This window comes from Haloterrigena sp. H1, assembly GCF_005938085.1.
GTDB lineage: Archaea > Halobacteriota > Halobacteria > Halobacteriales > Natrialbaceae > Natrinema.
Map to the genome: position 1 here is coordinate 1,461,489 of NZ_SMZK01000001.1, position 26,374 is coordinate 1,487,862.

General features: G+C 64.1%; 31 protein-coding genes and 1 pseudogene. 21 read left to right on the forward strand and 11 right to left on the reverse strand.

The window, feature by feature from the left end; translation table 11 throughout:
* Positions 1–159: 159 nt before the first annotated feature.
* Both E2L06_RS07385 and gfcR read left to right on the forward strand, forming a co-directional pair.
* Positions 160–1,284, forward strand: a complete 1,125-nt coding sequence (locus tag E2L06_RS07385) for a glucose 1-dehydrogenase (RefSeq protein WP_138780071.1) — start codon at positions 160–162, stop codon at positions 1,282–1,284.
* On the forward strand, positions 1,281–1,934 hold the full coding sequence (gene gfcR, locus E2L06_RS07390; RefSeq protein ID WP_138780073.1) for a transcriptional regulator GfcR: 654 nt from the start codon (positions 1,281–1,283) through the stop codon (positions 1,932–1,934). Before E2L06_RS07385 ends, gfcR begins: the two co-directional genes overlap by 4 nt.
* An 87-nt stretch (positions 1,935–2,021) precedes the next feature.
* On the opposite strand, the gene E2L06_RS07395 is transcribed toward gfcR, so the two are convergent.
* Positions 2,022–2,984, reverse strand: a complete 963-nt coding sequence (locus E2L06_RS07395) for a transcription initiation factor IIB family protein (RefSeq protein WP_006184711.1) — start codon at positions 2,982–2,984, stop codon at positions 2,022–2,024.
* A gap of 162 nt (positions 2,985–3,146) precedes the next feature.
* On the opposite strand from E2L06_RS07395, the gene rnhA reads away from it, so the two are divergent.
* Both rnhA and E2L06_RS07405 read left to right on the forward strand, forming a co-directional pair.
* On the forward strand, positions 3,147–3,740 hold the full coding sequence (gene rnhA, locus E2L06_RS07400) for a ribonuclease HI (protein WP_138780075.1): 594 nt from the start codon (positions 3,147–3,149) through the stop codon (positions 3,738–3,740).
* A gap of 74 nt (positions 3,741–3,814) precedes the next feature.
* Positions 3,815–4,432 (forward strand): rnhA operon protein, encoded by a 618-nt coding sequence (locus E2L06_RS07405; RefSeq protein WP_138780077.1) that lies wholly within the window; start codon positions 3,815–3,817, stop codon positions 4,430–4,432.
* Here E2L06_RS07405 and E2L06_RS07410 read toward each other — a convergent pair.
* A complete protein-coding gene (locus tag E2L06_RS07410) occupies positions 4,429–4,788 on the reverse strand; it encodes a PadR family transcriptional regulator (RefSeq protein WP_138780079.1) in 360 nt (119 codons plus the stop codon). The two genes, E2L06_RS07405 and E2L06_RS07410, sit on opposite strands and share 4 nt — an antisense overlap.
* A gap of 206 nt (positions 4,789–4,994) precedes the next feature.
* On the opposite strand from E2L06_RS07410, the gene E2L06_RS07415 reads away from it, so the two are divergent.
* From E2L06_RS07415 to bluB, 6 genes are all read left to right on the forward strand, one after another.
* Positions 4,995–5,528, forward strand: a complete 534-nt coding sequence (locus E2L06_RS07415; protein ID WP_138780081.1) for an inorganic diphosphatase — start codon at positions 4,995–4,997, stop codon at positions 5,526–5,528.
* Between the two features lie 134 nt (positions 5,529–5,662).
* Positions 5,663–5,797 (forward strand): hypothetical protein, encoded by a 135-nt coding sequence (locus E2L06_RS22745; RefSeq protein WP_283241350.1) that lies wholly within the window; start codon positions 5,663–5,665, stop codon positions 5,795–5,797.
* A 157-nt stretch (positions 5,798–5,954) separates the two neighbouring features.
* Positions 5,955–7,298, forward strand: coding sequence for an alkaline phosphatase family protein (locus tag E2L06_RS07420; protein WP_138780083.1), 1,344 nt, complete (start codon positions 5,955–5,957; stop codon positions 7,296–7,298).
* 66 nt (positions 7,299–7,364) lie between these two features.
* Positions 7,365–7,778 (forward strand): DUF371 domain-containing protein, encoded by a 414-nt coding sequence (locus tag E2L06_RS07425; RefSeq protein WP_138780085.1) that lies wholly within the window; start codon positions 7,365–7,367, stop codon positions 7,776–7,778.
* 73 nt (positions 7,779–7,851) lie between these two features.
* Positions 7,852–8,664: an endonuclease III gene (gene nth, locus E2L06_RS07430; protein ID WP_138780087.1), complete on the forward strand. Its 813-nt coding sequence runs from the start codon at positions 7,852–7,854 to the stop codon at positions 8,662–8,664.
* Positions 8,665–8,849: 185 nt separating this feature from the next.
* Positions 8,850–9,551: a 5,6-dimethylbenzimidazole synthase gene (gene bluB, locus E2L06_RS07435; protein ID WP_138780089.1), complete on the forward strand. Its 702-nt coding sequence runs from the start codon at positions 8,850–8,852 to the stop codon at positions 9,549–9,551.
* Between the two features lie 257 nt (positions 9,552–9,808).
* Here bluB and E2L06_RS07440 read toward each other — a convergent pair whose 3' ends face one another.
* Positions 9,809–11,743, reverse strand: coding sequence for a beta-CASP ribonuclease aCPSF1 (locus tag E2L06_RS07440; RefSeq protein ID WP_138780091.1), 1,935 nt, complete (start codon positions 11,741–11,743; stop codon positions 9,809–9,811).
* A 434-nt stretch (positions 11,744–12,177) separates the two neighbouring features.
* Here E2L06_RS07440 and E2L06_RS07445 point away from each other — a divergent pair, with 434 nt between their 5' ends.
* Positions 12,178–12,660: a hypothetical protein gene (locus tag E2L06_RS07445; protein WP_138780093.1), complete on the forward strand. Its 483-nt coding sequence runs from the start codon at positions 12,178–12,180 to the stop codon at positions 12,658–12,660.
* A gap of 4 nt (positions 12,661–12,664) precedes the next feature.
* Here the strand turns inward: E2L06_RS07445 and E2L06_RS07450 are convergent, their stop codons facing one another.
* Positions 12,665–13,225, reverse strand: a complete 561-nt coding sequence (locus tag E2L06_RS07450; protein ID WP_138780095.1) for a hypothetical protein — start codon at positions 13,223–13,225, stop codon at positions 12,665–12,667.
* Between the two features lie 125 nt (positions 13,226–13,350).
* Here E2L06_RS07450 and nucS point away from each other — a divergent pair, with 125 nt between their 5' ends.
* Positions 13,351–14,094 (forward strand): endonuclease NucS, encoded by a 744-nt coding sequence (nucS, locus tag E2L06_RS07455; RefSeq protein ID WP_138780097.1) that lies wholly within the window; start codon positions 13,351–13,353, stop codon positions 14,092–14,094.
* Between the two features lie 13 nt (positions 14,095–14,107).
* On the opposite strand, the gene E2L06_RS07460 is transcribed toward nucS, so the two are convergent.
* The 3 genes from E2L06_RS07460 to mutS all read right to left on the reverse strand — a co-directional run bounded on the left by E2L06_RS07460 (position 14,108) and on the right by mutS (position 17,664).
* Positions 14,108–14,563 carry a YbhB/YbcL family Raf kinase inhibitor-like protein gene (locus E2L06_RS07460; protein ID WP_138780099.1) on the reverse strand — a complete coding sequence of 152 codons (456 nt, stop codon included), beginning with the start codon at positions 14,561–14,563 and terminating at the stop codon, positions 14,108–14,110.
* A gap of 123 nt (positions 14,564–14,686) precedes the next feature.
* Positions 14,687–14,830 (reverse strand): hypothetical protein, encoded by a 144-nt coding sequence (locus tag E2L06_RS21780; RefSeq protein WP_165396921.1) that lies wholly within the window; start codon positions 14,828–14,830, stop codon positions 14,687–14,689.
* A 113-nt stretch (positions 14,831–14,943) separates the two neighbouring features.
* Entirely contained in the window at positions 14,944–17,664 is a 2,721-nt protein-coding gene (mutS, locus tag E2L06_RS07465) for a DNA mismatch repair protein MutS (RefSeq protein WP_138780101.1), read from the reverse strand.
* Between the two features lie 131 nt (positions 17,665–17,795).
* On the opposite strand from mutS, the gene E2L06_RS07470 reads away from it, so the two are divergent.
* Positions 17,796–19,121, forward strand: a complete 1,326-nt coding sequence (locus E2L06_RS07470) for a winged helix-turn-helix transcriptional regulator (protein ID WP_171052323.1) — start codon at positions 17,796–17,798, stop codon at positions 19,119–19,121.
* On the opposite strand, the gene E2L06_RS07475 is transcribed toward E2L06_RS07470, so the two are convergent.
* The 4 genes from E2L06_RS07475 to gvpA form a co-directional block, all read right to left on the reverse strand.
* Positions 19,122–19,451, reverse strand: coding sequence for a CHY zinc finger protein (locus E2L06_RS07475; RefSeq protein ID WP_138780105.1), 330 nt, complete (start codon positions 19,449–19,451; stop codon positions 19,122–19,124).
* A gap of 187 nt (positions 19,452–19,638) precedes the next feature.
* Positions 19,639–20,181 carry a gas vesicle protein GvpO, halophile-type gene (gene gvpO / locus E2L06_RS22360; protein WP_138780107.1) on the reverse strand — a complete coding sequence of 181 codons (543 nt, stop codon included), beginning with the start codon at positions 20,179–20,181 and terminating at the stop codon, positions 19,639–19,641.
* A 56-nt stretch (positions 20,182–20,237) separates the two neighbouring features.
* A complete protein-coding gene (gvpN, locus tag E2L06_RS07485) occupies positions 20,238–21,263 on the reverse strand; it encodes a gas vesicle protein GvpN (protein WP_138780109.1) in 1,026 nt (341 codons plus the stop codon).
* A 6-nt stretch (positions 21,264–21,269) separates the two neighbouring features.
* The gene (gene gvpA / locus E2L06_RS07490) at positions 21,270–21,557 is read right to left on the reverse strand and encodes a gas vesicle protein GvpA (RefSeq protein ID WP_138780111.1); all 288 of its coding nucleotides are present in this window, start codon (positions 21,555–21,557) and stop codon (positions 21,270–21,272) included.
* Between the two features lie 367 nt (positions 21,558–21,924).
* Here gvpA and E2L06_RS07495 point away from each other — a divergent pair, with 367 nt between their 5' ends.
* The 8 genes and pseudogenes from E2L06_RS07495 (at position 21,925) to gvpM (ending at position 26,331) form a co-directional block, all read left to right on the forward strand.
* Positions 21,925–22,545, forward strand: a complete 621-nt coding sequence (locus tag E2L06_RS07495) for a GvpL/GvpF family gas vesicle protein (protein WP_138780113.1) — start codon at positions 21,925–21,927, stop codon at positions 22,543–22,545.
* Between the two features lie 3 nt (positions 22,546–22,548).
* Positions 22,549–22,803, forward strand: a complete 255-nt coding sequence (gene gvpF / locus E2L06_RS07500; protein WP_138780115.1) for a gas vesicle protein GvpF — start codon at positions 22,549–22,551, stop codon at positions 22,801–22,803.
* Entirely contained in the window at positions 22,803–23,369 is a 567-nt protein-coding gene (locus tag E2L06_RS07505; protein WP_138780117.1) for an Hsp20/alpha crystallin family protein, read from the forward strand. Before gvpF ends, E2L06_RS07505 begins: the two co-directional genes overlap by 1 nt.
* Positions 23,366–24,268 (forward strand): hypothetical protein, encoded by a 903-nt coding sequence (locus tag E2L06_RS07510; RefSeq protein WP_138780119.1) that lies wholly within the window; start codon positions 23,366–23,368, stop codon positions 24,266–24,268. The genes E2L06_RS07505 and E2L06_RS07510 overlap by 4 nt, the downstream gene beginning before the upstream one ends.
* A 77-nt stretch (positions 24,269–24,345) precedes the next feature.
* Positions 24,346–24,723, forward strand: a pseudogene (gene gvpJ, locus E2L06_RS07515) (gas vesicle protein GvpJ); the annotation flags it as partial.
* 14 nt (positions 24,724–24,737) lie between these two features.
* Positions 24,738–25,082 carry a gas vesicle protein K gene (locus tag E2L06_RS07520; RefSeq protein ID WP_138780123.1) on the forward strand — a complete coding sequence of 115 codons (345 nt, stop codon included), beginning with the start codon at positions 24,738–24,740 and terminating at the stop codon, positions 25,080–25,082.
* Entirely contained in the window at positions 25,079–26,023 is a 945-nt protein-coding gene (gene gvpL, locus E2L06_RS07525; RefSeq protein ID WP_138780125.1) for a gas vesicle protein GvpL, read from the forward strand. The genes E2L06_RS07520 and gvpL overlap by 4 nt, the downstream gene beginning before the upstream one ends.
* Positions 26,020–26,331 (forward strand): gas vesicle protein GvpM, encoded by a 312-nt coding sequence (gene gvpM, locus E2L06_RS07530; protein WP_138780127.1) that lies wholly within the window; start codon positions 26,020–26,022, stop codon positions 26,329–26,331. Before gvpL ends, gvpM begins: the two co-directional genes overlap by 4 nt.
* Positions 26,332–26,374 lie beyond the last annotated feature (43 nt).

The following is a 26,374-nucleotide window of genomic DNA, read 5'->3' on the forward strand; positions in this document are numbered from 1 at the left end:
GGCTACAGGCATGGGCAGTCGGATAATCGTTTCCGCTGGCGGTCGCATCGGGACGCTAGATCGGCGTTCGGATACACCTGACTGTCAGGACCGTTCATACCATATCAATTAACTCGGATGGGAATAAATATTTACCTTCACGGTTCCTACTGGGTGAGTATGAAAGCCATCGCAGTTCAGCCCGGAGCGGGCGTCCCCGATGTCGTCGAGCGGCCCGTTCCAGAACCAGCCCCCGGCGAGGCGCTCGTGCGGATCCACCGCGTGGGCGTCGATGGAACCGATTACGAGGTCATCGAGGGGAGCCACGGCGGGGTCCCCGAGGGCGACGACCGGCTCGTCCTCGGCCATGAGGCCGTCGGCGTCGTCGACAACCCGAACGGCACCGGGCTCGAAGCGGGCCAGTACGTCGTCCCGACGGTCCGCCGGCCGCCACCAGGAACCGAGACCAACGAGTATTTCGAGCGTGGCGAGCCCGACATGGCTCCCGAGGGCGCGTACGTCGAACGCGGGATCGTCGGTGCACACGGGTTCATGGCCGAATATATCACGAGCCCGGCCGAGTTTCTGGTGCCGATCTCGGCCGACCTCGCTCCGTGGGGTTTTCTCGTCGAACCGCTCAGTATCACCGAGAAGGCGCTCGAGCACGCCCGCGCGAGTCGCTCGGCCTTTGACTGGCAGCCCGACTCAGCACTCGTCCTCGGCACTGGTTCGCTGGGACTGTTGACCGCCGCGATGTTTTCGGCGGCAGACGACTTCGAGCGGGTCTACTGTCTCGGCCGGAAAGACCGGCCACATCCGGTGATCGACGTCATCGAGCGACTCGGCGCGACCTACATCGACTCCCGGGAGACGCCAGTCGCCGAGATTCCCGCCGCCTACGAGCCGATGGACCTCGTCTACGAGGCCACCGGCTACGCCAAACACGCCTTCGAGTCCATCGACGCGCTCGCTCCTAACGGAGTTGCCGCTCTCCTCGGCGTCCCGGGAGACTGGACGTTCGAAATCGACGGCGGCCGCCTGCATCGCGAACTCGTCCTTCACAACAAGGCCATCGTCGGCAGCGTCAACTCCAACCGCGGCCACTTCGAGGCGGCGATCGAAACGCTCGAGACGCTTCCAGATTGGCTGCTCGAGGCGATCGTGACCGGGATCTACGGCCTCGAGGCAGCCGATCGGGCCTTCCCAAATGCGGCGGCACACGCCGCGACTGCCGACGACGAGTCGGCAGGAACCCCGGATGACGACACGACTATAAAAACAGCGGTCGAATTCACGACTATATGAAAAACGTCGACGACCTCATCGAGAGCGCGGCCGAGCTCGCGGCTCGAGGGCTCTCGAAAGGCGAAATTGCGGACGAACTGAACGTCTCGCGTGAGACCGCGAGCTGGCTCGTCGAGCGCAGCGGCACGACGCCCCAGCAGACCGAGGACCCGGCTCAGCCGCCGGCAAACGGCGTGAGCGGCCCACAGGACATCCACGTCGATTGGTCGGCGATCGGCCGCGACAGCGAGCGAATGAGTCACATCGCCTCGGCGATGGCTAATATGCTCGCCAAACACGGCGAGAACGTCGATCTGACGATCGGCATCGAAAAGGCCGGTGGCCCCATCGCGACGCTGGTCGCGCGCGAACTCGAGACCGACCTCGGAACCTACACGCCCGCGAAACACCAGTGGGAGGAAGGCGACATCGAGGAACTCGGCGGCACGTTCAGCCGGAACTTCGCCGGCATCCGCGACCGCGAGTGTTACGTCGTCGACGACATCGTCACTAGCGGCACCACCATGCGCGAGACCATCGAGGCCATCCGCGCCGAAGGCGGAGAGCCGCTTGCGTGTGTCGTCATCGCCGACAAACAGGGCGTCGAAGAACTCGAGGGCGTTCCCGTCTACTCGCTGTTGCAGGTTATCAGCGTCGGCAAAGACGAGTAATCGACCGGTTATGACAGACTGATCGACGGTGCGGCCGCTCGGATCTGATTTTCGACGCGATAAAATCGGGAGTAAAGCCGAGTTCGGCTAGCCGTGAATGCCCATCGCTTCGATCTGTTCTTGATACCGATTCCGGATCGTCACCTCGGTCACCTGTGCGACGTCGGCGACCTCGCGCTGGGTCTTCTTCTCGTTGCAGAGAAGGGACGCAGCGTAGATCGCAGCCGCGGCGTACCCCGTTGGTGACTTGCCCGACAGCAGCCCTTCCTCGGCCGTCTTCTCGATGATTTCGTTGGCCTTGGTCTGGACCTCTTCGGACAGTTCGAGTTCAGAACAGAAGCGCGGGACGTATTTTTTCGGGTCGACGGGACGCATCTCGAGGCCGAGTTCCTGCGAGATGTATCGATACGTGCGACCGATCTCTTTGCGTTCGACGCGAGAGACTTCCGAGATTTCCTCGAGGCTTCGTGGGATTCCTTCTTTGCGACAGGCAGCATACAGCGCCGATGTCGCGACACCTTCGATCGAGCGCCCGCGGATGAGGTCTTCTTTGAGCGCGCGTCGATAGATAACCGACGCGACCTCGCGAACCGAGCGTGGCACCCCCAGTGCGGAGGCCATCCGGTCGATTTCACTGAGCGCGAACTGGAGATTGCGCTCGCCGGCGTCTTTGGTTCGAATCCGTTCCTGCCATTTGCGCAGCCGGTGCATCTGGCTGCGCTTTTTCGAGGAGATCGAGCGGCCGTAGGCGTCCTTGTCTTTCCAGTCGATCGTCGTCGTCAGCCCCTTGTCGTGCATCGTCTGGGTCGTCGGCGCGCCGACGCGGGACTTTTCCTGCCGTTCCTGGTGATTGAACGCCCGCCACTCCGGGCCGGGGTCGATCTGTTCCTCCTCCACGACGAGCCCACAGTCTTCACAGATGAGCTCTCCCCGGTCGGAGTCCTTGACGAGATTGTCCGATTCACACTCGGGGCAGGCACGTACCCCTTCTTGATCCTCGGTCTCGTCCGTCTCGCGCGTTCGCTCCCGCTGGCGGGTGGACCGTGTCATCGCACTTTTATAGTAGTATCACCACCATATATAAATGTTTGGCAAGGGTTTTGCTGGCTTGATCCGTATTGCCCGAAAACAGGGGGTACAAGCGTTTACACCCAGGGTTTACGATTCGGAACCGGAAAACCTTTATCCCATTCTGGCCGATGCCGGACACGAATGCCGGTTATCGAATGCGATGTCGAAACGGCTCGTGAGCGGCTCGAGGACGCGGGCGTTCCTGTCGAGTCTGGTAACACGGACCACGAGCGCTGGCGGGCCAGCCGGGGCGGGGCGACAGCTGTCGCCTACGACGACAAGATCGTGATTCAGGGCTCGGACCCGCGGGATCTCGAGGCACTGCTGCGCGAGGGTGGCGGGCGCGCCCACGTCTACTTCGACGGTGGCTCGCGTGGCAACCCCGGCCCCGCCGCGATCGGCTGGGTGATCGTCACGAGTAATGGAATCGTCGCCGAGGACGGTGAGACGATCGGAACGGCGACGAACAATCAGGCCGAGTACGAGGCACTGATCGCCGGGCTGGAGGCCGCCCGCGACTACGGCTACGACGATGTCCACGTCCGCGGTGACTCCGAACTCATCGTCAAGCAGGTCCGTGGTGAGTACGACACCAACAATCCCGAACTCCGCGAAAAGCGCGTAACCGTCCACGAACTACTGGCCGCGTTCGACGAGTGGACCCTCGAGTACGTCCCTCGCGACGTCAACGAGCGCGCGGACGGGCTCGTCAACGAGGCGCTGGATCAGGCCTAACGCTGACACCACGCGGGCCAGCGCGCAAGTCTGGATCGGCAAGCGGAAAACCGCTCGCGTGCGTACGTGTTCCCATGACCGATCCGAACGCGATCGACGGCGATGAGGACGGTGACGGAGCGGCAAGCGACGAGACGGACCTTCCCCGGGATGTCGTCGACGAGGTCGAACGATTAACTCGACTGACACGAACCACCGTCGACGACAACGAGGCTACAGCCTACGAGGACCGCCGTGACGACCTCCTCGAGGAACACGATTTCACATCTCGCATCCGCGACGACGACGGCGACGACGTACTCGTGCTCCATCCCGAAGAGTGGCACGAGGACGGCGTCATCCGAACCGACCGCATCGAGGACATCGACCGCGCGGTCGAGATTCCGCTCGAGGGGGCGGGCGATCCGGACGACTGGGACGACGTCGACACCCACAACCGCGACCTCGTCGCGACGGTCAGGGACGCCCACGGCGACGTTCACGGTGACAACGCGGCAATCCTGGCCGATTTCGCGGGCAACCACTACGCGAAGCCGATCGAATCACTGACTGGCGAGGAACTCGCGGAGTTCCGGTCGGAGTACCTCGTCAGGAACGCTTGGCCGTCGGAAAAACAACGGGACGTGATCGACGAATCGATCGAGCTGATCTTCGAGACTGCTGAAGAGCAGGTCCCGGAGCGTCGAGTCTAGTAGCTGTTCTCGACGAGGTCGCGGATCTCGTCGGCGCGGTCGTCGCCCGTGACGACCTTCGAGAGCGTCCACTCGATACCGTCGAGGACGGCGTCGTAGCCGTCGTCAGTCAGCGAGTACTGGTTGGTCCGCTTGTCGAGTTCGCTCTTCTCGACCAGTCCCAACTCGACGAGTTCGTCGAGGTTGGGGTAGAGACGCCCGTGGTTTACTTCCGTTCCGTAGTAGTCCTCGAGTTCGCGCTTGATCGCGAGGCCGTACATCGGCTCTTTCGCGAGGATGACGAGGATGTTGTTCTGGAACGCGGTAAGTTCGCGTGCAATACTCTGTTCGCCGGTGATTGATTGTGCCTCTGACATACTTGTGCAATTGTCACCAGACTATTTAAGACTTGTCAACTATCCCTTCGTATCAGCCGGTCGGACACCCAGCAACCGGCCGATACGAGCCCGGAAACGGGTGTAACGGGCCTTCGCGATGTCTGTCGAGTATCTGGCAACCGTCACTCGAATACTGACAGTCGATTACGAAAGTACTTTTTCATCGACGGTGGATCTTCCGGTACATGGTCAACCTCTGGGAAGACCTCGAAACTGGACCGAACGCACCCGAAGAGATCTACGCCGTCGTGGAATGTCTCAAGGGCGAGCGAAACAAGTACGAGTACGACAAGGACGTGCCGGGCGTCGTCCTCGACCGCGTGCTCCACAGCAACGTCCACTATCCGAGTGACTACGGTTTCATCCCGCAGTCGTACTACGACGACGAGGACCCCTTCGACGTGCTCGTCCTCGTCAAGGACCAGACGTTCCCCGGCTGTGTCATCGAAGCCCGTCCCGTCGCGCTGATGAAGATGGACGACGACGGCGAGCAGGACGACAAAGTCATCGCCGTTCCGAGTGAGGACCCACGCTACGATCACATCGAGGATCTCGACGACATCCCACAGCAGCAACTCGACGAGATCGACGAGTTCTTCGAGACCTACAAGAACCTCGAGGAAGGCAAGGAAGTCGAGACGCAGGGCTGGGAGGACAAGCAGGCTGCCTACGACGCGATCGAACACGCCCAGGACCTCTACGAAGAGCACTTCGAGTAACGACCGCCACCGGTCGTTTTTCGTTTCTGTCGTTCGCTCCACCGCTCAATTCCCCAGAGTTATCTCCGGCCTGTTTCCGGATGCGTTATGAGCATGGGTAATTTTATCCCTGTCTTCCCCGTATGTCTCACTGTATGGCAGCATCCAACCCCGCCCCACGATCGGGATCGCCGGCCGACGACGCAGTCGACACCGGCGTCGGCATGGCCCACCTCACGGTCGTTCCAGCCAACTTCGAGCCCGCCGACTCGAGCGACCGCGACGAGTGACCGCGTTCGCGTCAGCAGCCGACGCCGATCTCGACACAGCGATCTCGATTGCGCCGGTCGCCAATTACAACCGGTCGTCTGCGTCCGCCGTCGTAGGTATTCGCAAAACACTGTCTCGAAACGAACCTTCTTGTATCCGGTCGAACTACGTCCGGCCATGGGTCTGTTCGACCGATTACGGGGCGACGGTGATCCCCGAGTCGCGTTTATTGGGGTCGACGGCGTACCGTATAGTCTCCTCTCGGAGCACGAGGAACTGTTTCCCAACTTTGCGGCGCTCGCCGACGACGGCACGGCGGCAGAGATCTCGAGTATCGTGCCGCCGGAATCCAGCGCCTGCTGGCCGTCGCTGACGACCGGGAAGAACCCCGGCGAGACCGGTGTCTACGGCTTCCAGGACCGGGAAGTCGGCACCTACGACACGTACGTCCCGATGGGGCGTGACGTCCAGGCTGACCGTGTCTGGGACCGCGTGCAGGAAGCCGGTCGCACGGCGACAGTGCTGAACGTCCCCGTCACCTTCCCGCCACAGCGTGACGTCCAGCGGATGGTCTCGGGTTTTCTCTCACCCGACCTCGAGAAGGCAGCCTACCCCGACGACGTCCGGAGCTACCTCGAGACGCTCGACTACCGCATCGACGTCAATCCGAAACTCGGCCACCAAGAGGACAAAGCCGAGTTCATCGAGGACGCTCACGCGACCGTCGACGCGCGCTTCGAGGCGTTCAAACACTACATCGAGGAAGACGACTGGGACCTCTTCTTTGGCGTCTTCATGACGACCGACCGTGTCAACCACTTCCTCTTCAAGGACTACGAGCGCGACGGCGAGTACAAAGACGACTTCCTCGAGTTCTACCAGAAGGTCGACGACTACATCGGCCGGCTGCGCGAGGCACTCCCCGACGACGTCACCATGGTCGTCGCCTCCGACCACGGCTTCACCAGCCTCGACTACGAAGTTCACTTCAACGAGTGGCTTCGCGAGGAGGGCTGGCTCTCCTTTAGCACCGACGACCCCGAGGAACTGGGTGACATCTCGACCGATACGAAAGCCTACTCGTTCATCCCCGGTCGCTTCTACATCAACCTCGAGGGACGGGAGCCCCGCGGCTCCGTCCCCGAAGACGAGTACGACGAGGTCCGCGACCAGCTCAAAGCCGACCTCGAGGCGCTCGAAGGCCCCGACGGCAACAAGGTCGTCGACCGCGTCGTCGAGAAGGAAGCAGCCTTCCGTGGCGACCACGACGACATCGCGCCCGATCTGGTCGCGATCCCGAACAAAGGCTTCGACCTCAAATCCGGCTTCAAAGGCGATGCCGAGGTCTTCGATACGGGCCCGCGTAACGGAATGCACAGCTTCGACAACACGTCGCTCTATATCGACGATCCGGAGGCGACGATCGACGGTGCCGACCTGTTCGACATCACGCCGACGATCCTCGAACTGATGGAGATCGACTACAGCCGCGGCGACTTCGACGGCGCGAGCCTCGTCTAAGCGATACACGGACTCGAGACGAGCCCGATTCGATCCCGTTTTCCGACCGGCAACGAACCCCGTTGCATGGAAGAGGTTATTCAGGCTCGCGGTCACGAGCACGTCAGTGCCGAACACGCGAGCACCTTCGAAGTGACGACCGACGACTATCTCACTCCTGCGGGCGACTGCATCCTTGCGATCGAGGCCGACCGTTCCCCGGCTGATTTCGACCCTGAGTTCGTCGCTGCGTGTCAGGACGCCGACGCGACGATCACGGTCACGCTTGAGGCCGACGGCTACACGGAGTCGGTCTCCGGACGTGGACACCCCGACCTCGAGCTGACCAACGAGCGCAGCGCGGTCGGCCGCACGAGCGACTACGTCGACGACCGGACGATCGTGGTAGACGCCGAGTTCGCAGCCGAAGGATTCGACCGCGACCTCGTCGCGGCGCTGGCCGACGGTGCCGAGGCGACGGTGACGATCACCGTCGAGTGACCGGGTTGGCAGCGCTCGCTCGAGTCCCACCGCTTCCGTCGCGGTTTTGTCCCGTCCGTTCTACCGTCCGAATATGAGCGACGATCCGGAGCCAGCCGTCAACATCAGTGGTGGCACGGCAGGCGGCGGTGCGGCCGCCGAGTTCGATCCCGCGACGGCCGACACCCGCGCAGAGGTGGTCGTCGACCGACTGGGTGAGCTGTACTGGCAGAAGACCTACGGCGGCCAGGACGCATTCACCTGTCTCGTCCGGACGATTCTGAGTCAGAACACCAGCGACAAGGCGAGCCAGCCGGCTCACGATGCACTGCTCGAGCGGTACGATGGCGATGACGTCGACCTCGCCGAATCGCTTGCCAGCGCCGAGCAGTCGACGCTTGCTGAGACGATCAGCTCGGCGGGGCTGTACAATCAGAAGTCCGAAACCATCATCGACACCGCCGAGTGGGTGCTCGAGGCGTTCGGCTCCGCCGACGCGTTCGATACGTTCGTCAAAGACGAGGAGCCGTCAGCGGTTCGCGAGACGCTGCTCGAGGTTCGTGGTGTCGGCCCGAAGACCGCTGACTGCGTCCTGCTCTTTTCGGGTGGCCGTGGCGGCGTCTTCCCCGTCGACACGCATGTTCACCGGATCTACCGACGGATTGGGATCGCGCCACCGGACGCCGATCACGAAACGGTTCGCGAGGTTCTCGAGCGCGACGTGCCCGCGGCCAAGTGCGGGTTCGGGCACACAGCGACGATCCAGTTCGGCCGCGAGTACTGCACCGCGCGGAAACCAGCCTGTCTGGACGATCCCGAGGCGTGCCCGATGGCCGATCTCTGCGAGCAGGTCGGCGTATATCCTGCGACGGGCGAGGTCGTCGATCCGACCGATGCCCCCGAATGAGACATCTCGGAGAAACCTATTCATACGGAGCGCACCCGACCCGAGCGCTCGAGTGGTCTCCTGACTACTGCCGGACAGTATGACTGCTCATCGGGGGTAGCGTGTTTTCTAATCAGCCCTGCTCGAGCCGCCTCGTCGGCGGCCAGTCATCGGATTTATACAATATTGGTTTCAGATGTGAAACAATGGTTGCATTCACGGACGCGGAACGGGAGGCAGTGTACAAGACGATTTACGCCCGGCGCGACATCCGGCGGTTTCGTGGCGACCCGATCCCGGATGAAGTGCTCGAGCGACTGCTGCAGGCCGCCCACCACGCGCCAAGCGTCGGGTTCTCGCAACCGTGGGATCTCGTCGTCGTCAGCGACGATGAGACCAAAACGGAAATCGCGTCGATCGCAGAACGCGCCATCGCGGCCGCCCGCGAGGGCTACGAGGAACCGCGGCGAAGCGAGTTCGCGGAACTGAAACTCGAGGGGATTTGCGAGTCCCCGATCAACATCTGTGTGACCTGTGATCCGACCCGCGGCGCACCCCACGTGCTGGGTCGCAATTCGATGAAGCGCACCGACGTCTACTCGACGTGTCTCGCGGTGCAGAACCTCTGGCTGGCAGCGCGCGCGGAGGGCGTCGGCGTCGGCTGGGTGAGCGTCCTCTACCCCTACGAGGTCCAGGAAGTCCTCGACATTCCGCCACACGTCAAGCCGGTCGCGTATCTCTGTATAGGCTATCCGGAAGATGGCTTCCCCGAGGAACCGGTCCTCCAGCAGGAGGGATGGCGCGAGCGACTCGATATGGAGACGCTCGTCCACGAGGAACGCTGGGAGGGTGACGAAACGATGACGGCCGATCAGGACGAGACTGTGCCGTCAGCCGACTCTTCGTAACTATCTGATCGCCATCATCGATCCGAGTAGCCTGTCCGTCGCCGAAGTTTCGGAGCCCGAGCGCAGGCAGCTTGTTACAGCGACCGACCAACCACCGTGGCCGTCTCGAGCGCGCGCCTCGAGTAGGAGGCGCGCGCTCGAGTCACGGGGGAGGGCAGGCCGACCGCGCGGCGCGCAGGTTCGCGCGCCGCGCTGCGGTGCGATCCTGGTGGACATTGAAAGGGCGAGCGAGCGCCTGGCGGCGCTCGCGAGGGCTTTCAGAGGAAACGGAAGGTTTCCAGATTCTTCGGCGCGAAGGTGCGCATGTCGTAGTTGTGGTAGAGTGCGCTCGAGAGGTCCTGCGTGGAGCGTTCGTCGCCGTGGACACAGAGCACCTTCTCGGGGCGTGGGTTCATCGTCTTGACGAAGTTCTCGAGGCCGGCGCGGTCGGCGTGGCCGGAGAAGCCGTCGACGGTTTCGACGTTCATGTTCAGCGAGAGGGTGCCGCGGCCGCCGCCGTTGCCCATGGCACCGACTTCGCTGGTCGGAATCTCGTCCCAGCCGTTCTGGATACGTCGGCCGAGGGTACCCTGGGCCTGATAGCCGACGAAGACGAGCGTCGAGTCCGGATCTGGGCCGATATGCGAGAGCCAGGACATGATCGGGCCGCCGGTGACCATCCCCGAGGTCGAGAGAATGATACAGGAGTCGCCGTCGGCGACGTCCTGGCGTTCCTCTTCGCCGCCGTCGATGTGGTTGAACTCCTCGGCGAGGAAGGGGTTCTCGTCCTCGTGGAAGATGCGGTCGCGCAGGTCGTCACGGAGGTACTCGGGATAGGTGGTGTGGATCGCCGTCGCCTCCCAGATCATGCCGTCTAGGTGGACCGGCATTGACGGGATTTCCCCTTCACGCATCGCCTCCTCCAAGACGAGCATGATCTCCTGGGAACGCCCGACCGCGAACGCCGGAATGACGACCTTGCCGCCTTTCTCGTAGGTCTCGTTGATGACTTCCTTGAGGTTCTTCTCGGAGTCTTCCTGATCGGTCTGGTAGTCGTTGCGGCCGCCGTATGTCGACTCCATCACGAGCGTTTCGACCCGCGGGAAGTCGTTGGTCGCGCCGTTGAACAGGCGGGTGTCCTCGTAGTGGATGTCACCGGAGAAGGCGACGTTGTAGAGGCCATCGCCGATGTGGAAGTGCGAGACGGCCGAGCCAAGAATGTGGCCGGCGTTGTGGAAGGTGAGTTTGACGTCCGGCGCGATGTCGGTGACGTCGCCGTACTCGAGCGGGATGGTGTGTTTGATCGCCTCGCGGACCTGTTCGCTTTCGTAGGGTGGGCTTCGGCCTTCCTTGGCCGCAACGTCGAGATAGTCGAGAGTCAGCAGTCCCATCAGGTCCCGCGTGGGTTCGGTACAGTAGATCGGGCCGTCGTAGCCGTACTTGAACAAAAGCGGGATGAGCGCGGAGTGGTCGAGGTGAGCGTGCGTGAGGACGACGGCGTCGATGGTCTGGGGGCCAGCGCCGAGTGCCTCGGGTGCGTGGAGATAGGGCACTTCGCCTTCCGCGCCGGGTTTGTCACCACAGTCGATGAGAATCCGGGTTTCGGGCGTCGAGAGGATGAAGGAGGCCCGGCCGACTTCACGACAGCAGCCCAGTGTGGTGATGCGGACGTACTCGTCGTCGGACATCTCCTCGCGGTGGATCTGTCGACCGACCTTCTCCAAGATGTCTCGGCGCTCGTCGCGCTCCTGTTTGAGGAAGCTCCGAACGTTCGAGACGGTCGAGGATTCGATCGGCGGGGTGCGAACGACTTCGGGCGTCCAGCCGACGTTTTTCGTGATTTCGCGGAGCGTCGAGCCGTGGCGGCCGATCACCATGCCTGGCTTTTCGGCCTCGATGACGACCTCGCCGGTGTCGGCGTGAAAGTCGAGATCTGTCACGCCCGCTTCCTCGGGGATAACGTCCATGATCTCTTCACGTGCCTGCTCGGGACGGGAGAGAACGCTCGGGTCGGGACGGACGGTGATCCGTTTGCGAAGCTTGCTCGCAAGCTGTCGGATGAGATCGCCCTGCTGGGCAAACTTTTTCGGGTCGCGAGTGTAGACCACCAGTTCGGGGCCTTCGTATTTCACCGAGGAGACCGAGATATCGCTCGGTAACTCGCTCGTGATCTGTGCTTTGAGATCGTCGAGTTGCTGCTCTACAGTGCTCATAAGTCGCCAATGTGGCTTGCGTGAACTCGCCGTCCGGGATCGAGGACGCTGCCGGGCCGGGCGGAAGCGATCGGAGACAACTGACGGAACTCGGTGTCGTGACGGCCGCCGATCGGCCGTCGCCGTGTCAACATCGGTGGTGAGTGTCGTCCGGATGGGACAACGTAGCTCACACTCCGTCTCGTCTCGTGGATCATCGTATCCTACTCCATGCCTGACGAAGACGCTCCCGGATCGGTTATCCTGGTTCGTGCGGGAAGATTCCAGGGAGAACCCGCTTACTCGAGGCTATTCTTTGCGTAGTATAAAAGCCTTCGCAAGACAGGGTCCGTAGCCGGTCTCCTGTTGGCCAACAGGAGTATCGCGGCCGTCCGGGTCGGTGGGTGCGACGGATGATATAGAGCTTTGGCAGCTGCGGCCGTCGTCGATATCCCATGCACATCACACCCGCTCGCGTCAGTGAGGAACGCGACTGGATCGTGGCCCGCGCCGATCGAGTCGTCCCGATCATCAACGATGTCCGCGACGACCTCGGCGACATCTTCGAGACCGACGTCGACGCGGTGACGACGGCACAGTACCGTACAGAAGTCGACGCCGTCTTCGCCGACGGCGATCTGGCCGTTAACGTCGCCGCGCTGGTCGCGCTCCTCAGAGGGCTCGACGTCGACGGTGACTATCCAGGATTCATCGTCGACGAAGTCCTCGGTCGCGAACTGGCCGGGACGATCGCCGGCCGCCAGCCGCTCCGGACGCTCGGCGAGGCGACCTACCACTATGCAGACGTCCACGTCCACGGTGAGGAAGGTGAAAACGCCGGCGTCGACGACTGCGAGGCTGCACTGGCCGCCGGCTTTCAGGAACGCCTTCCCGGTTGGGACTGGACCGAACGCGAGAGTCCGTTCAGCGTCGAATAAGCAGTTACGACTCGGTGCCGGTGGTCGACTCGTTCGTGTCGCCGCTCACATCGGTCGAGTTGTTCGTCGCTCCCTGCTGGCTGTCGGCTGCCGCCTGTTGTTGCTGGAGTTGGTCTCGTCGCTGCGCGAACTGTTCGTACCGATCGCGGGGATAGATTGCACTGATGTCGCCGCTTTGCAGCGCGCCAATGATGGTTGCGGCGGGTGCATCGATGAGGAAGAAGCCGTACGACGGGGACGACTGTTCGATCGTCACGTCGTCATTGGCAGCTGCCAGGTCCTGGATCGCCGCCCCGGCTTCTTCGGTTAGTTCGCGCTGTTTGTCACGGAACCGCTGACCGGCCTGTTGCTGCGTAATGCTGCCGTTCTCGATGGATTGTCGGAGGTCCTGCTCGTAACTCGTCAGTTGCTCTTGATCCGGCATGACAGTCACTGTCAGCGGGCCATCTGCACTTCCCGAGTCGTTCTGCGTGATCGATTCGAGTTGTGAACAGCCGGCAATCGATGCGACTGTACCGGTGCCAGCAGCTGCGAGGAATCCGCGACGGGTGGGGAGATTCGCCATCGTGTCGTGTGCGGGGTGGGAGGTCAATATACCTTCTGCGTTCGTCTTGACTCGAGGGCGACGACTCGAGACGAAATCCACCCGACAGCGGGGGGCTTTTATCTGTCCCGCCATTACCGCTGCCAGTGACGGAGTCAGAGCACGGGCAACGAACCGAGACCGTCGAGCGGCCGACGCCGGCGACGGCCCGCGATGTGATCGCCCGCGGATTCGATCGCGACGCCATCGTGACCGTCTTCGGGCGCTGTACCGTCGATTACGACGGCCGGGCGACGAGCTATCTCGAGGCGGGCGACCGCCACGTCATGTTCAAACCCGACGGCGCGGCGCTGGTCCATACCGACGAAGGCCAGCAGCCGGTCAACTGGCAGCCGCCGGGCTGTGACCACGACGTCTTCACGGATGACGAGGTGCTCGTCCTCGAGAGCTGCCGATCGACGCCGGACGAACGTCTCACTGTCCGGTTTCAGGAGATCCACCAGGTCTCCGCGCTGTCTGGCTCCGACGAGAACGACCTCGCCCTCGTCGGTACCGAGGAGGACCTCCGCCAGCAGATCTTGGAACAACCCGGGCTGCTCGAGCCCGGCTTTACACCGCTGGCGACCGAGCGCGACACGCCGGCGGGTGCGGTCGACATCTACGGCGAAGATGACGCTGGGCGGGCGGTCGTCGTCGAACTGAAACGCCGGCGGGTCGGTCCCGACGCGGTGAGCCAGCTCCGGCGGTACGTCGACGCCCTCGAGCGGGATCTCCACGCCGAGGCGACGGTCCGCGGGATTCTGGTCGCGCCGTCGGTGACCGATCGCGCGGCGCGGCTGCTCGACGATCACGGCCTCGAATTCGTCTCGCTTGAGCCGCCGGCCGAGTGAGATATGGAAGCCGTCAGGCCGGGTACGTTCCTTCGAGACGTGTCTCCGCGAGGACGTGGCCGTCCATCGCTGACCGGAGTTCGTCTGCGCCGGCGTCGGATCCGAGGTCGAGCGATGCGTCCAACGCGTACAGTTCGAACCGGTAGGTATGTTCCCTGTCCGGTGGGTTCGGGCCGCCGTAGCCGTGCTCGCCGTAGTCGTTCGTTCCCTCGGTCGCGTCGGCGGCGTCCCAGTCTTCGGCGATCGTTTCCGTCGTCGTCGGGACGTTCCAGACGACCCAGTGATCCCAGATTTTCCCGGCGGGCGCTCTCGCGTCCGGATCGTCGACGATCAATGCGAGTGATTCGGCGTCGTCGGGGACGCCGTCGATCTCGAGTGGCGGGTTGACGTCGTCGTTCGTGTAGCCGTACGCCGCGGGGATGCGCTCGCCATCGTCGAACGCCGGACTCGACAGTGATAGGTCTCCCATCTCTGTTTCACCTCTCATCTCGGCTGTTCACCGGCGTGACAGAAGAACCTTACAGCCGGCTCGAGGGCTGGCTGTGGGGCGATCGAACCGACGTAAGCGGCCCGAACCCGTCCAAGCGGTCGGCTACCGACGAACGGTGAAGATCACGATCCCCAGTACCAGCAACATAACACCCCACCACCACGATTTTCCCGGGAGATACGCTAGCAGGAGGGTGACGATGCCCGACGTGATGAGCGACCAGCCGATAGTCGTTCGATACGTCATGGGATGATGTCGTCGCTGTCACGGTTGTGTGTTGTGCCGGATGGTGCCATACGCGGTCTGCTTGGCGTTCCACGTCGACGGCTTGGATCGACGCGACCGACGGAGCGACCGGCTTACTCCTCGAGCAGCCGTTTGAGCCGATCGAGTTCCGTCAGCGCCTCGACGGGCGTGAGGTGGGCGAGATCGAGCGCGCGGAGTTCGGCCGCCACGTCCGCCGGTACGTCCCCGCCGTCTGCAGTCGCTGTCTCCGGTGCGTTCTCGTCGGTGTCTGGGGCCGGTCCATCGCTCGAGCCAGTGCCGATAGCTGCCTCGCTGCCATCGTCGCCCGTCCCGGCCTCCGCGGCGGCTGCGTCGGCGACCAGTTCCCGCGCTCGATCGACTACATCCTCGGGCACGCCGGCCGCAGTCGCGACCTCGACGCCATATGAGCCCGTGGCCGCGCCGGGCGCGATCTCGTGGTGGAAGGCGACCTCGCCGTCGTCCTGATCGACCTCGAAGTGGAGGGAAAAGGCGGCCGCGAGGTCGTCTGCCAGTTCGGTCAGCGGATGGTGATGCGTCGCGAAAAGCGTCGTCGCGCCGACTGCGTCGTGGAGGTGTTCGGTGATCGCCTGCGCGATGGCCATGCCGTCAGCAGTCGAGGTGCCTCGCCCGACCTCGTCGAGGAGGACGAGCGAGCCTTCGTCGGCGTCTCGGAGGATCGTCGCGAGTTCGTCCATCTCGACCATGAACGTCGACCGCCCGCCGGCGATGTCGTCGCTGGCCCCAACGCGGGTGAAGATCCGGTCGACCGGCGTGAGTCTGGCGGCGCGAGCGGGGACGAAACTCCCAACCTGTGCCAACAGAACGATCTGGGCCACCTGGCGCATGTACGTCGACTTGCCGGACATGTTGGGGCCGGTAATCACCGCCAGCCGCCGGTCGCTGGTCAGGTGGGCATCGTTGGGGACGAACGACTCCTGGGTACGCTCGACAACCGGGTGGCGACCGCCTTCGATATCGATCTCGAGGCCGTCCCGTTCCTCGCGCTCGAGCAGCTCCGGCCGGCAGTAGTCGTACTGGGCGGCGACGGTCGCGAGCGAGACGAGCGCGTCGAGCGTCGCCAGCGCGTCGGCCAGGGCCTGGACGCGTTCGACTTCGGCGGCGATCTCGCGGCGCACCGCACAGAAGAGTTCGTACTCGCGGTCATCGGCCCGTTGCTCGGCGCCGACGATTTCGTCTTCGCGCGATTTCAGTTCTGGCGTGACGAAGCGCTCGGAGTTTTTTAGCGTCTGGCGGCGCTGGTAGTCGTCGGGGACGGCGTCGAGATTCGGATTCGTCACCTCGATGTAGTAGCCATGCACCGAGTTGTGGCCGACCTTCAGCGAGCTGATGCCGGTGCGCTCGCGTTCGCGTGCCTCTAAGTCGTCGATCCACTGTTTGCCGTCGCGGGCGGTCGCGCGCACCTCGTCGAGGTCGTCATCGTACCCCTCTGCGATGATTCCGCCCTCGGTAATCTCGATCGGTGGCTCGGCGACGATCGCGTCCTCGATCAACTCGCGGACGTCCGAAAGCGGATCGAGCGCCTCGTGGAGCTCCCGTAGCCGTCCGCAGTCGGCGTCCTCGAGTTGGGCACGGATCTCGGGGACGACCGCGAGCGTATCCCGCAGCGAACGCAGGTCTCGCGCGTTGGCCCGCTCGCGGGAGATCCGTCCGATCAGTCGCTCGAGGTCATAGACCTCCCGCAGCCGCTCGTGAAGCTGTTCGCGTCGCTGGACGGCCGCTTTCAGTTCCGCGACTGCGTCGTGGCGCGCCTCGATTCGTGCGGGCTCGAGCAGCGGTCGGCGGAGCCAATCGCGAAGCCGGCGGCCGCCGAGGGCGCTCGCGGTTTCGTCGAGCACGCCGATCAACGTCGCATCGTCGCGGCCGTGGACCGTCCGGGGTTCGAACAGCTCGAGGCTGCGCAGGGCGACGGCGTCGAGTAAGAGATACTCGCGGGGGTCGTAGCGGGTGAGCTGCGTGATGTACTCGAGGCGCTGGTCGGCGTCGCCCTCGAAGACGGCGTCGACGCGTTCGTCGTCGCCGCGCTCGCCCTCGTGGTCGCCGCCGCGGACGTACTCGGCGTAGGCTAGTAATGCGCCGCAGGCACGGATTTCGGCGTCGGTTGCGAGCAGAGCGTCGGGATTTCTGAAGTATGCGGCGAGCTTTTTGCCGGCCCGCTCGCGGTCGAACGCACGCGCGTCGAACGGCGTCACCATACAGTCGTCAGGAACGGGCGCTGCCGGCGCGTCGGGACCGACGACCGCCTCCGAGGGGGCAAAGCGGCTCAGTTCGTCGGCGATCGATTCGGTCGCCGTCGCGCTCGTCGCGTAGAAGTCGCCGGTCGAGACGTCGAGGAAGGCCAGGCCGAGTCGCTCGTCGTCGCGGGCGAGCGCCGCCACGAAGTTGTTGTCGTCGCTGGCAAGTAGTTCGTCCTCGGTGAGCGTCCCCGGCGTGATTACGCGCGTGACTGCCCGCTCGACGACGCCCGAGGTCTCGCCGGGCTCTTCGACTTGATCCGCGACGGCGACCCGGTAGCCGGCTTCGAGTAAGTCCTCGATGTACGACTCGGCGTTGTCGATCGGAATGCCGGCCATCGGGTACTCGCCGGTGGAGTCCTCACGGCTCGTCAGGGCGATCTCGAGCAGACGCGCGGTACGTTCGGCCGCGCCACAGAAGGTTTCGTAGAAATCACCGACTTGAAAGAGGACGATCGCGTCGTCGTAGCGTGCACAGAGGTCGTGATACTGCGCCATCATCGGCGTCAGCTCGTCGCGTTTCTCGGCCATCGCGTCGGGCGGGCCAAGCGCCGGATCCATACCCGGAGTCGGCCGTCCGACGCGGAAATAGCTTGCTGGATCCGCGCGGCGTGGCCGTCAGTCGGCTTACGTGACTATCACGAAACGGGAAAAGCGTATTACGGTCGGTCGCAGACAGACCGATGACAGCTATGACAGGGGTGTCGTCGATCTCGAGTCACGCCTTCGCGATAATTCTCGTTGCCGTGGTCCTCAGCGGTGCAATGGCAGGCGTTGCAGCCGGCAAGTCGGCCGCCGGAGTGGGGACAGTCGGGTCGACGAACGCGCTCGAGTCCGTGCTCAACGAGACGACCGACGAACTCGAGTCCACGACGGAACCCACCACTGACGATCTCGAGATTACGACCAACGAGACGACCGCAGCGGTGGAAAACACAACCAAGACCCTCGACGACACCGTCTCGAGCACGACGGAACTCACCACTGACGACCTCGAGACCACGACCAACGAGACGACTCAGACGGTAGAAAAGACGGCCGAGACGCTCGACGACACCCTCAACGCCACTGCGGAAACCGTAGACGGCACCGTCAACGAAACGCCGGAGGTGATTGACGGCGGCAACGCGACTGCCAACGCCTCTCTCGGTGTGGGATCGGACTCGACGCGAGCGGCCCAGACCCCGAGTGCCGATCCCGACGGCCCCGATACCGGGGAGCAGGGACCCAACGAGACGGCCGGTCGCGGTGACGACGCTAGCGGTCCCGCCGATCCACCGAGTACGGGCGAAGCAGCAGCGAACGCCGTCCTGGTCGGGCTGTTAGGTGCAATCGCGTCCGGCACTGCAGCGAGCAACGCGGCCGGGGCTGGGACATCCGGTGTCGCCGGAAGCGCAGGTACCGCGGCCGCCGGCTGGCTGAGCACCCTCCGCGAGGCGGTCCATCTTCGACGGCCAGGAACTGACAACCTGCGACGTGCGGGGACTGATCTTTGGAAAGCCCTGCCGATCTTTCGTTACAGCCGCTACGACGACTCCGATCCGCTCGAGCACGATCGCCGACGCGCGATCTACGAGACGATTCGGGACCGGCCAGGTACCTACCTCTCGGCGGTTAGCGACCGGACCGAGATCCCCCTCTCGACGGTTCGGTATCACGTCCGGATTCTCGAGGACGAAGGCCTGCTCACGACGCGCACGGTCAACGGGAAGCGCCGTTACTTCCTCGAGGACGACGATGCCGAACTCCAGGCCGCCCTCGAAGACCCCGCAAAGCGGGCCGTCCTTGAGGCGATCGCTGACTGCGGGCGGGTCCATAACAGCCAGCTGGCGGACGAGCTCGACCGCGACCCAAGTACGGTTTCTCACCACCTTGCTGCACTCGAGGACGACGGGTTGGTCGTCCGAGAGCGGGACGGCCGCTCGATCGTCAACGGCCTGCCGCCGCGCGTCGCGGCGGCGCTGGCCGACGACCCGACGCCGGCTGCCGACGCAAGTGCCGCGCCGGCTGACGACTGATCACGGGCTCGTCTCGAAGTACAGTTCTGCGTGCTTCTCGCAGCCGGGATTGAACGCCGCATCGCAAGCCGGGCAGCGATAGTCGGCCTCGAGATAGTCCGGGACGGGAAGCGTGGTATCACAGACGCCACACAGGACGGACGGCTCGTCGAATCGGTCACGCGGCCACGGCACCGCCTCGTGATCCGTCCGTTCCTCGTGACAGCGAAAACAGGGATAGTAACACTCACAGCACGCAAATTTGAACGCGACGACGTCACGGTCGGTGCGGTAGTGAGCACACCGGGTTTCCGGGCCGACGTCGACGCCGCGGACGGGCGGGCTCGACATGGCGTGTTCGGTCGAGTCGACGGGATGAGATGTCTTCGAGGTTGCGGTCGGATGCGACGTCGAGAGCGAGCAGGCGTCGACTGTCGTGGTATCTGCTCACATGGCGAAGGCAGAACGGTGGCAGTGAGCGACACAGCTGCAGCTACCGCTCAAGCGCCCGCGAGCGAACTCGACCGGCGTCGAATCGTCACTCGAACTGGGCGGTGTCGCCGCGCCGGTAGCGGTCGACACGGCGGTAGCCGTGGACGGTCGCGCTGGGGTCGAGTTCGATCTCGTAACGTCCGATGATGTCCTGTGTATCGGGGACGGCCCGTCGTTCGACGACCTCGACGACGGCCCGCCAGCCGTCGTCGGTCGGCGAGATCTCGCTGACGCCGTCGAACTCGTGGCCGATGAGCTGGCCGGCGGTCGACTGGACGGTCTCTCGAACGGCGAGAATCCCCGCGATCTCCTCGGCGGCGTCGACGTCCGCGTCGACCGCCCCGGGATCGGTCTTTTCCTCCGCTGTCATTGTCGTCGTGCCGCGAGACCTGGGTTGCTCGACGTCACCGCTTTCGGCCTGTTCGTCGGGCTGTTCCTCGGCCTCGGCTGTCTGACTGTCGCTCACTGTTGGATCACTCTCGTCGTGCTGATAGCAGAAGCCGTCGTCCTGTGCCGGCCGCGAGCAGCGCTCGCCGTCTTCGGTGCGAGCCTTACACTGCGCCTGTGATTGGGTGTCGGCTTCGGCCATTGGTCTGCGTTCGGTGTGCTCTGTAAGTCGTCTGATTCGATGCTGCCGTCTGTGGGTCAAATCGTCTCGCTGATCTGCGATCGCAGGGTATCGATGTCGCCGCCGTCTTCGCCCGCGACCTTCGGTGCGAGCACGTCAGTGAAGACGGTCGCTAACGTCTCGTCGTCGAACGTGCCGGATTCGTCGTGCCCATCGAAGACGGCAAGCCCCTTCGCCGCCGTGATCGCTGCCCGCGTACCGACGACGATCTCGAGCCCGTCGCGAAGCGCTCGCGTCGTCTCGACGACGGTCGCGATGTCGTCGTCCGACAGGTCGACGTGTGCGCGGACGATCTCGCGTTCGGTCTCGGCGTCGTAGTAGTCGACGTGGACGCCGACGAATCGGTCGAGGAGCGCGTCCTGCTGTTCGTGGACGCCGGCGTACTCCACGTCGTTGGACGTGAGGATCGCCCGGAACTCGGGGTGGACGTCGATCGTCCGGTCCTCGCCGCGCTTGCCGGGTCGCTCGAGGACGCCCTCCTCGAAGACCGAGAGCAGGACGTTGTGGGCGACGGGGTCGCTGCGCGAGAACTCGTTGTAGACGAGCGTCGCGCCCTCTCGAACGGCGACCGAGAGTGGGTTGTCGACCCAGCGTTCGCGGACGATCTCGGTCTGCTTGCTGACCCCGCCGACGAACTGGTCGTGCTCTTTGTAGCGTTCGCCGCCGGCGTGGGCACCGACCAGCGCCGCCGTATCGACTGCGTCGTCGCCGTTGATCCAGACGACCGGGCGGCCGCGTTCGGCAGCGACCGACAGCGCGAGTGCTGTCTTCCCACAGCCAGTCGGCCCGAGCAGGTGGACCGGCTGGTCGGCCTCGAGCCAGCCCGCGATTCGCTCTTGGAGGTGTTCGACGGCGTCGGTTTCGACGAACGGTTCTGGGATGACGTCGCCCGGATCGGAAAGCGGACTGTCGCCGTTTCGTTTGCTGGCGCTCGATGCCGTTCGCGCGAGCTCTTTCTTCGCTTTGCGTCCTTCCTTCTGTGCGCGACTGGCCCTGATCTTACGACCGCGGACCGTGCGCTTGCGCGAGGCGTCGTCGGCCATGCGGGGTTATTCGGTGGTTGACTTCGGCGACGATTCGGGGCGGGGCTCGACCTCGAGTTCTTCGAGCTCCTCGAGTTCGCCCTCCGCCGTGGCTTGCTCAATTTTTGCGATCTCCTCCGCGTAGTGCAGGAAGGTGTCGACGGAGGCGACGACGACGCGGGCTTCGATCGTCAGCAGCTCGATCCCGACGACCGAGATCCGGGCCCAGACGTCGATGACGACGCCCTTATCGAGGACGCGGTCGAGTACCTCCGCGAGACTCGAGGAGTCGGGTCTTCGTTGTGGTTGTGCCATACTCCCTGATGTTGACCGGCCCTCCGTAACACGACTCGGACTGCGGCTGCAAGCACGCTGGCTCGAGCCCGTCTGCTTCCCAGAGAGCGCCCACCTTCGTATTGGACAGGCCTCGAGACTGTGGAGGATGCAACTGCAAGCACTACCGTAACCCACCGGAACAACGAATTGTTCATGACGATACTCGAGTGCTCGTTGCGGTGTCCGCACGGAGCACAGCTATCAAGCCTATGTCAGCTAGTTATCCTCCCTCCGACGGAGGCGGCGTGTTCCGATCGTCTGTCTCTCCCCGTGACGCTCGACGCGGCCGACCAGACACGAGACTGGACGGAGAGTCCGTCGCATCAGTTCAACGGGTGATCCACCGATGACCAACCGGTACGTCTATGGAATCGTCGACGGCGATACGGTCGAGTTCGAGACCGAAGCCGTCGCCGGTGCCGAGCGCGTCTACACGATCTCTCATCGGCGACTCGGTGCCGTCGTCTCCGATATCGACACGACCGATCCCGAGGAAACTGACGAGGATGCACAGCGCCATGACGACGTTCTCCGGGAGATCATGGACTACGACGGTGGAACGACGGTCGTTCCCATGCAGTTCGGCATGGCCTTCGAGGGGGATCGGGAACTGAAGAACGTCCTGCGTGGGGCGCGACCGGCGTTCCGACGCGCGATGACCGATATCGAGGGCCGGTTCGAACTCGGCCTCAAACTCGTTCGCGAGGACGACGCCGACGTCGACCGTGAGGCGATCGAAGACGAGGTCGCTGATCGTCTCGGGCCAATTGCCGCACAGTCGGTCGCGAATGATCTGTTCAGCGATCGGCTCGTCCTCAATCGCTCGTATCTCGTCGATCGCAACGAACGTGAGGCGTTCGACGACGCGGTCGCCGATTTCGAGGACGACCGCGACGACCTCATGGTCCGATATACGGGTCCGTTCGCGCCGTACAGTTTCGTCGACGTCAAAATCGGTGCTCAGTAATCTATGTTCGTCCTCGACGACCTTCTGTTCCGGCCGTTCGTCGGTATCATCGACGCGCTCCACACCATCGCGCTCGACGAACTCTACGACGTCGAGGCCCTCGAGGACGACCTCAAAGAAAACCAGTTGCTGTACGAACTCGGCGAGCGCTCCGAGGCGGAGTACCAGCGCCGCAAGGAGGAACTCGAGGCGGAACTCGAAACTGCCCGCGACGTCCACGAGCGGCTCGCAAGCGGCCGTGTGGAGGTAAAACGATAATGACCGACCAGCCCCCGACCGACGACCGCGACGAATCGGACGACCACCGCACCACCGACGATCACCTCGCTGATGAGAGCGACCACTGGCTCTCGAGCCTGCTATCGGCGCTCGAGTCGCTCGAGAGCGGCGTGACGTCGGCCTCGGGGCGACGGCGGAGCGATCGGGCCGTCTTCGATTACGACATCTCGATCCGACCGGCCGACGACCTCTCGGCCGACGACTCGCCGCTTGGACGACATCCGGGCGGCGACAGGGATCGATCACGGATGCGACGGATTCGATCGGCGGGCCCCTCGAGCGATCACAACGTGGCGATCCGCGCCGACGACGACGAACTGCTGGTCACGGCGGACGTCGCCGGTGCCGACCCGGACGACGTTACAGTCGGCTTCGACGACTCGATCCTCGTCGTCGCCGTTGGAGGGACCGAACTCGATCGGATCGAGGTTCCCTGGCGAGAGACGGACTCTCGGGCGACGATCAAAAACGGGATACTCACCGTTCAGGTCAGGCCGGAGACGACAGAGACCGAGGGACCGGATGCGGGGGAGGACGACAAATGAGTGATGCCGAATCCGCCGACGATTTCCTCGAAGAGGCGGACGCGGGCCTCGAGCGACTCGAGGACACCCTCGGAAATCTCGACGACCTCGACGAACTCGAGGGCGAGACCGTCGAGACGGTGATCGGCGACGTCGACACCCTCGTCCGGGTCGCCGACGAACTCGTCGAGTTGCTCAACGAGCTAGATCTCAGTGAGTTACCGGACGCGGTCGACGAGGAGGAACTTCTGGACGCGATCGACGTCGGCGAGATTCCCGACGCGATCGCGAACGACGACGACGGTGTGTCTGACGCCGTCGAATTCACGAAACTGTTCGACGCGATCGACCTGCTGAACGCCTGGAACGCCACGGATCTGACCGACATCTGGCAGGAGAAACGTGAACTCGACGACGCTGTCGACGACCTCGCGGACGGCGACGATGCCGGAATGATCGAAGACACGGTGTCGGATCTCGCTGACGACGATGACGGGCAGTTAGTCGGTGACGACGAGGCTCTCATCGAGACGGACATGGACGCGGTGTCCGCGACGAAGGCGGCGCTCGGCGATATCGACGTCGCCGAGGACCCGGAAGCCTATCAGGTCGCCATCCAGCAGCAGGCGATGGCCGGCATCGACGCCTTCCGGACGGCCCTCCTCGAGACGCACGAGCGATTCGAGCGACTCTACGAGTTCAACCGCGAGAAGATGCGTCGGCAGGACACGAGCACGGACTCGCGGAATCCGACAGCGTCATCGACGATCCCCACCGACCGGCGGGATCTCGGCGGCGGGGCCCGCTATTCGACGGTGCCACAGGACGTGAAGCTCTCGACGGCACCCTCCCGAAAACGGATCTACGGCCGTCGGTTCGAACTCGAGCGGGAACGACGACGGAGAACCAATCATGACTGACCCACCAACGCGGCGACTGAACGGCTGTGAGGGGCGTCCGACCAACCTTCGGCCCAGTCTCACCGGCGGTGATCACGATGGTCGATGACTTCCAGCCTAGCCGCCAGAAGGCTGATCTCGCGGAAGTCGTCGAGATGCTGCTCGACAAGGGGATCGTCATCAATGCCGATATTGCGGTCTCGATCGGCGACACGCAACTGCTTGGCGTCCAAGTGCGGGCCGCGATCGCCTCCTTCGAGACCGCGGCGAAGTACGGCCTCGAGTTCCCCGAGGGAACGGACATGCGTCGCGTCGCCGAGGCGGCCGGCGATCCCGAACTCGCCGAGATGGACCGACCGAATCCGGTAATCGATCCGACTCGGAGCGTCAACGTCACCGCGGACGAGGCCGAGACGGACGCGACCGACGCGGAATCCGAGACCGACGGGACTGCTCGGGACGCGGCGGCAGAATCGGAGGGGGACGACACGTGACGGCGATCGACGTCGGCGACGGCGAGGATGCCCGGGACGGACTGATGACACTGGTCATCACCGTCGTCGAAATCCTGATCGACGCACTCGAGCGCGAGGCGGTCCGTCGCATGGAGTCGGGGACCCTCTCGGACGAGGAGATCGAACGGCTCGGCAGCCAACTCGCGACGATCGAGGCCGAGATCGAACAGCTCAAAGACGACGAGGGGATCGAAGACGGCGTCGACGACCTCCGGGGCGATCTGGACGGCTTGGTCACCGATGCGATCGAACAACTACACGGCGAGCCGACGGCTGTCCAGCAACCCGGCTACTCCGTGTTCGGAGGTGAGGGTGAGTGAGCCACGATCGAACTGATGAGCCCGGCACCGACGAGCATCTCGAGACGCTCGACGATCAGCCAGCCGAGGAGCGTGCCGAGCTGCCGGATATCGAGACGGGGCGCTACCTGTACTGTCTCGTCCAGACCGACGCGGACGCTTCCCTCGAGACGACCGGCGTCGACGGCGAACCGGTCTCGATCATCGTCGAGGACGGTATCGGAGCCGTCGTCCACGCCTGTGACGGTATCTACGACTCGGCAAATCTCGCACAGATCCGGCGGTGGCTGGTTCGCCATCAGACGGTCGTCGACGAGGCGGGACAGGCCTTCGGAACACCGATCCCGTTCCAGTTCGACACGATCATTCGAGGTGACGACAGCGCCGTCCGCGAGTGGCTCCGAGAGGAGCGAGCGACCCTCGAGCGCGCGCTCTCCGGGCTGGCCGACCACTGGGAATACCGCGTCGAAGTCGTCGAAGTCGATCCGATCGATGACGAAACGCTGACCGAACGCGACGAGCGACTGCGGGACCTCGACGAACGGATCGGCGACTCCGAGGAAGGGACGGCATTCCTGCTCGAGAAGCAGTTCGACCAGCGGCTGGCGGAACTGCGTGCCGCGCGACGGGAGTCGCTGACCGCCGACCTCGAGGAGCGACTGGCCGCCGAGGCGCGGGAAGTCCACGCCCTCGAGCGCTCGCCGAGTGCATCGCTGGCCGACGACCTGGCCGGCGGCGAGTCGGGCTCGAACGGTGGCAGTGAAACCCTCTGTCGGCTCACGCTGTTGGCCCACGAAGACGACGAGGATGCGATCGGCTCGATACTCGACGACGTGGCCGCAAACGAGGGACTCGAGGTCAGGTTCACAGGGCCGTGGCCGCCGTATACGTTCGCGCCGGAACTGGGCGGTGGCGACGACGGAGCCGCGTCCGACACTGACCGTCCGAACTCACAGCCATGAGACCGCGAAAGGACGACGAGGCGTTCGTCGACGTACTCGACGTGCTGCTCAGAGATGGCGCGGTCCTCCGTGCGGACGTGATCGTCTCCGTCGCGGAGATTCCGCTGGTCGGAATCAAACTCACAGCGGCGATCGCCGGCATGGAGACGATGACCGAGTACGGTCTCTTCGAGGAGTGGGACACCAGTCGCCGGAATGCGGCCGTCAGCCGCCGCCAGTACGGCCGGTCGCCCGGCCGGGGCCGTCCCACGTTCGACGAACTCGGTGTCGGTCGCTCTCACGAGGGTGTTGACGATGCCTCTAACTGACTCGCTGGATCGGGACGGAGCCACGCCGATGTACAAGAAACGA

What these genes read in the sequence shown, in the direction of transcription:
- gfcR (WP_138780073.1), top strand. Translation starts at nt 1,281, where the DNA reads ATGAAAAACGTCGACGACCTCATCGAGAGCGCGGCCGAGCTCGCGGCT.
- gvpF (WP_138780115.1), top strand. Translation starts at nt 22,549, where the DNA reads ATGTTCGTCCTCGACGACCTTCTGTTCCGGCCGTTCGTCGGTATCATC.
- E2L06_RS07445 (WP_138780093.1), top strand. Translation starts at nt 12,178, where the DNA reads ATGCACATCACACCCGCTCGCGTCAGTGAGGAACGCGACTGGATCGTG.
- nth (WP_138780087.1), top strand. Translation starts at nt 7,852, where the DNA reads ATGAGCGACGATCCGGAGCCAGCCGTCAACATCAGTGGTGGCACGGCA.
- gvpO (WP_138780107.1), bottom strand. Translation starts at nt 20,181, where the DNA reads ATGGCCGAAGCCGACACCCAATCACAGGCGCAGTGTAAGGCTCGCACC.
- E2L06_RS07385 (WP_138780071.1), top strand. Translation starts at nt 160, where the DNA reads ATGAAAGCCATCGCAGTTCAGCCCGGAGCGGGCGTCCCCGATGTCGTC.
- E2L06_RS21780 (WP_165396921.1), bottom strand. Translation starts at nt 14,830, where the DNA reads ATGACGTATCGAACGACTATCGGCTGGTCGCTCATCACGTCGGGCATC.
- bluB (WP_138780089.1), top strand. Translation starts at nt 8,850, where the DNA reads ATGGTTGCATTCACGGACGCGGAACGGGAGGCAGTGTACAAGACGATT.
- gvpA (WP_138780111.1), bottom strand. Translation starts at nt 21,557, where the DNA reads ATGGCACAACCACAACGAAGACCCGACTCCTCGAGTCTCGCGGAGGTA.
- rnhA (WP_138780075.1), top strand. Translation starts at nt 3,147, where the DNA reads ATGCCGGTTATCGAATGCGATGTCGAAACGGCTCGTGAGCGGCTCGAG.
- gvpM (WP_138780127.1), top strand. Translation starts at nt 26,020, where the DNA reads ATGAGACCGCGAAAGGACGACGAGGCGTTCGTCGACGTACTCGACGTG.
- mutS (WP_138780101.1), bottom strand. Translation starts at nt 17,664, where the DNA reads ATGGATCCGGCGCTTGGCCCGCCCGACGCGATGGCCGAGAAACGCGAC.
- E2L06_RS07420 (WP_138780083.1), top strand. Translation starts at nt 5,955, where the DNA reads ATGGGTCTGTTCGACCGATTACGGGGCGACGGTGATCCCCGAGTCGCG.
- E2L06_RS07495 (WP_138780113.1), top strand. Translation starts at nt 21,925, where the DNA reads ATGACCAACCGGTACGTCTATGGAATCGTCGACGGCGATACGGTCGAG.
- gvpN (WP_138780109.1), bottom strand. Translation starts at nt 21,263, where the DNA reads ATGGCCGACGACGCCTCGCGCAAGCGCACGGTCCGCGGTCGTAAGATC.
- E2L06_RS07405 (WP_138780077.1), top strand. Translation starts at nt 3,815, where the DNA reads ATGACCGATCCGAACGCGATCGACGGCGATGAGGACGGTGACGGAGCG.
- E2L06_RS07415 (WP_138780081.1), top strand. Translation starts at nt 4,995, where the DNA reads ATGGTCAACCTCTGGGAAGACCTCGAAACTGGACCGAACGCACCCGAA.
- E2L06_RS07460 (WP_138780099.1), bottom strand. Translation starts at nt 14,563, where the DNA reads ATGGGAGACCTATCACTGTCGAGTCCGGCGTTCGACGATGGCGAGCGC.
- E2L06_RS22745 (WP_283241350.1), top strand. Translation starts at nt 5,663, where the DNA reads ATGGCAGCATCCAACCCCGCCCCACGATCGGGATCGCCGGCCGACGAC.
- E2L06_RS07475 (WP_138780105.1), bottom strand. Translation starts at nt 19,451, where the DNA reads ATGTCGAGCCCGCCCGTCCGCGGCGTCGACGTCGGCCCGGAAACCCGG.
- E2L06_RS07395 (WP_006184711.1), bottom strand. Translation starts at nt 2,984, where the DNA reads ATGACACGGTCCACCCGCCAGCGGGAGCGAACGCGCGAGACGGACGAG.
- E2L06_RS07440 (WP_138780091.1), bottom strand. Translation starts at nt 11,743, where the DNA reads ATGAGCACTGTAGAGCAGCAACTCGACGATCTCAAAGCACAGATCACG.
- E2L06_RS07450 (WP_138780095.1), bottom strand. Translation starts at nt 13,225, where the DNA reads ATGGCGAATCTCCCCACCCGTCGCGGATTCCTCGCAGCTGCTGGCACC.
- E2L06_RS07425 (WP_138780085.1), top strand. Translation starts at nt 7,365, where the DNA reads ATGGAAGAGGTTATTCAGGCTCGCGGTCACGAGCACGTCAGTGCCGAA.
- E2L06_RS07410 (WP_138780079.1), bottom strand. Translation starts at nt 4,788, where the DNA reads ATGTCAGAGGCACAATCAATCACCGGCGAACAGAGTATTGCACGCGAA.
- E2L06_RS07505 (WP_138780117.1), top strand. Translation starts at nt 22,803, where the DNA reads ATGACCGACCAGCCCCCGACCGACGACCGCGACGAATCGGACGACCAC.
- E2L06_RS07470 (WP_171052323.1), top strand. Translation starts at nt 17,796, where the DNA reads ATGACAGGGGTGTCGTCGATCTCGAGTCACGCCTTCGCGATAATTCTC.
- E2L06_RS07510 (WP_138780119.1), top strand. Translation starts at nt 23,366, where the DNA reads ATGAGTGATGCCGAATCCGCCGACGATTTCCTCGAAGAGGCGGACGCG.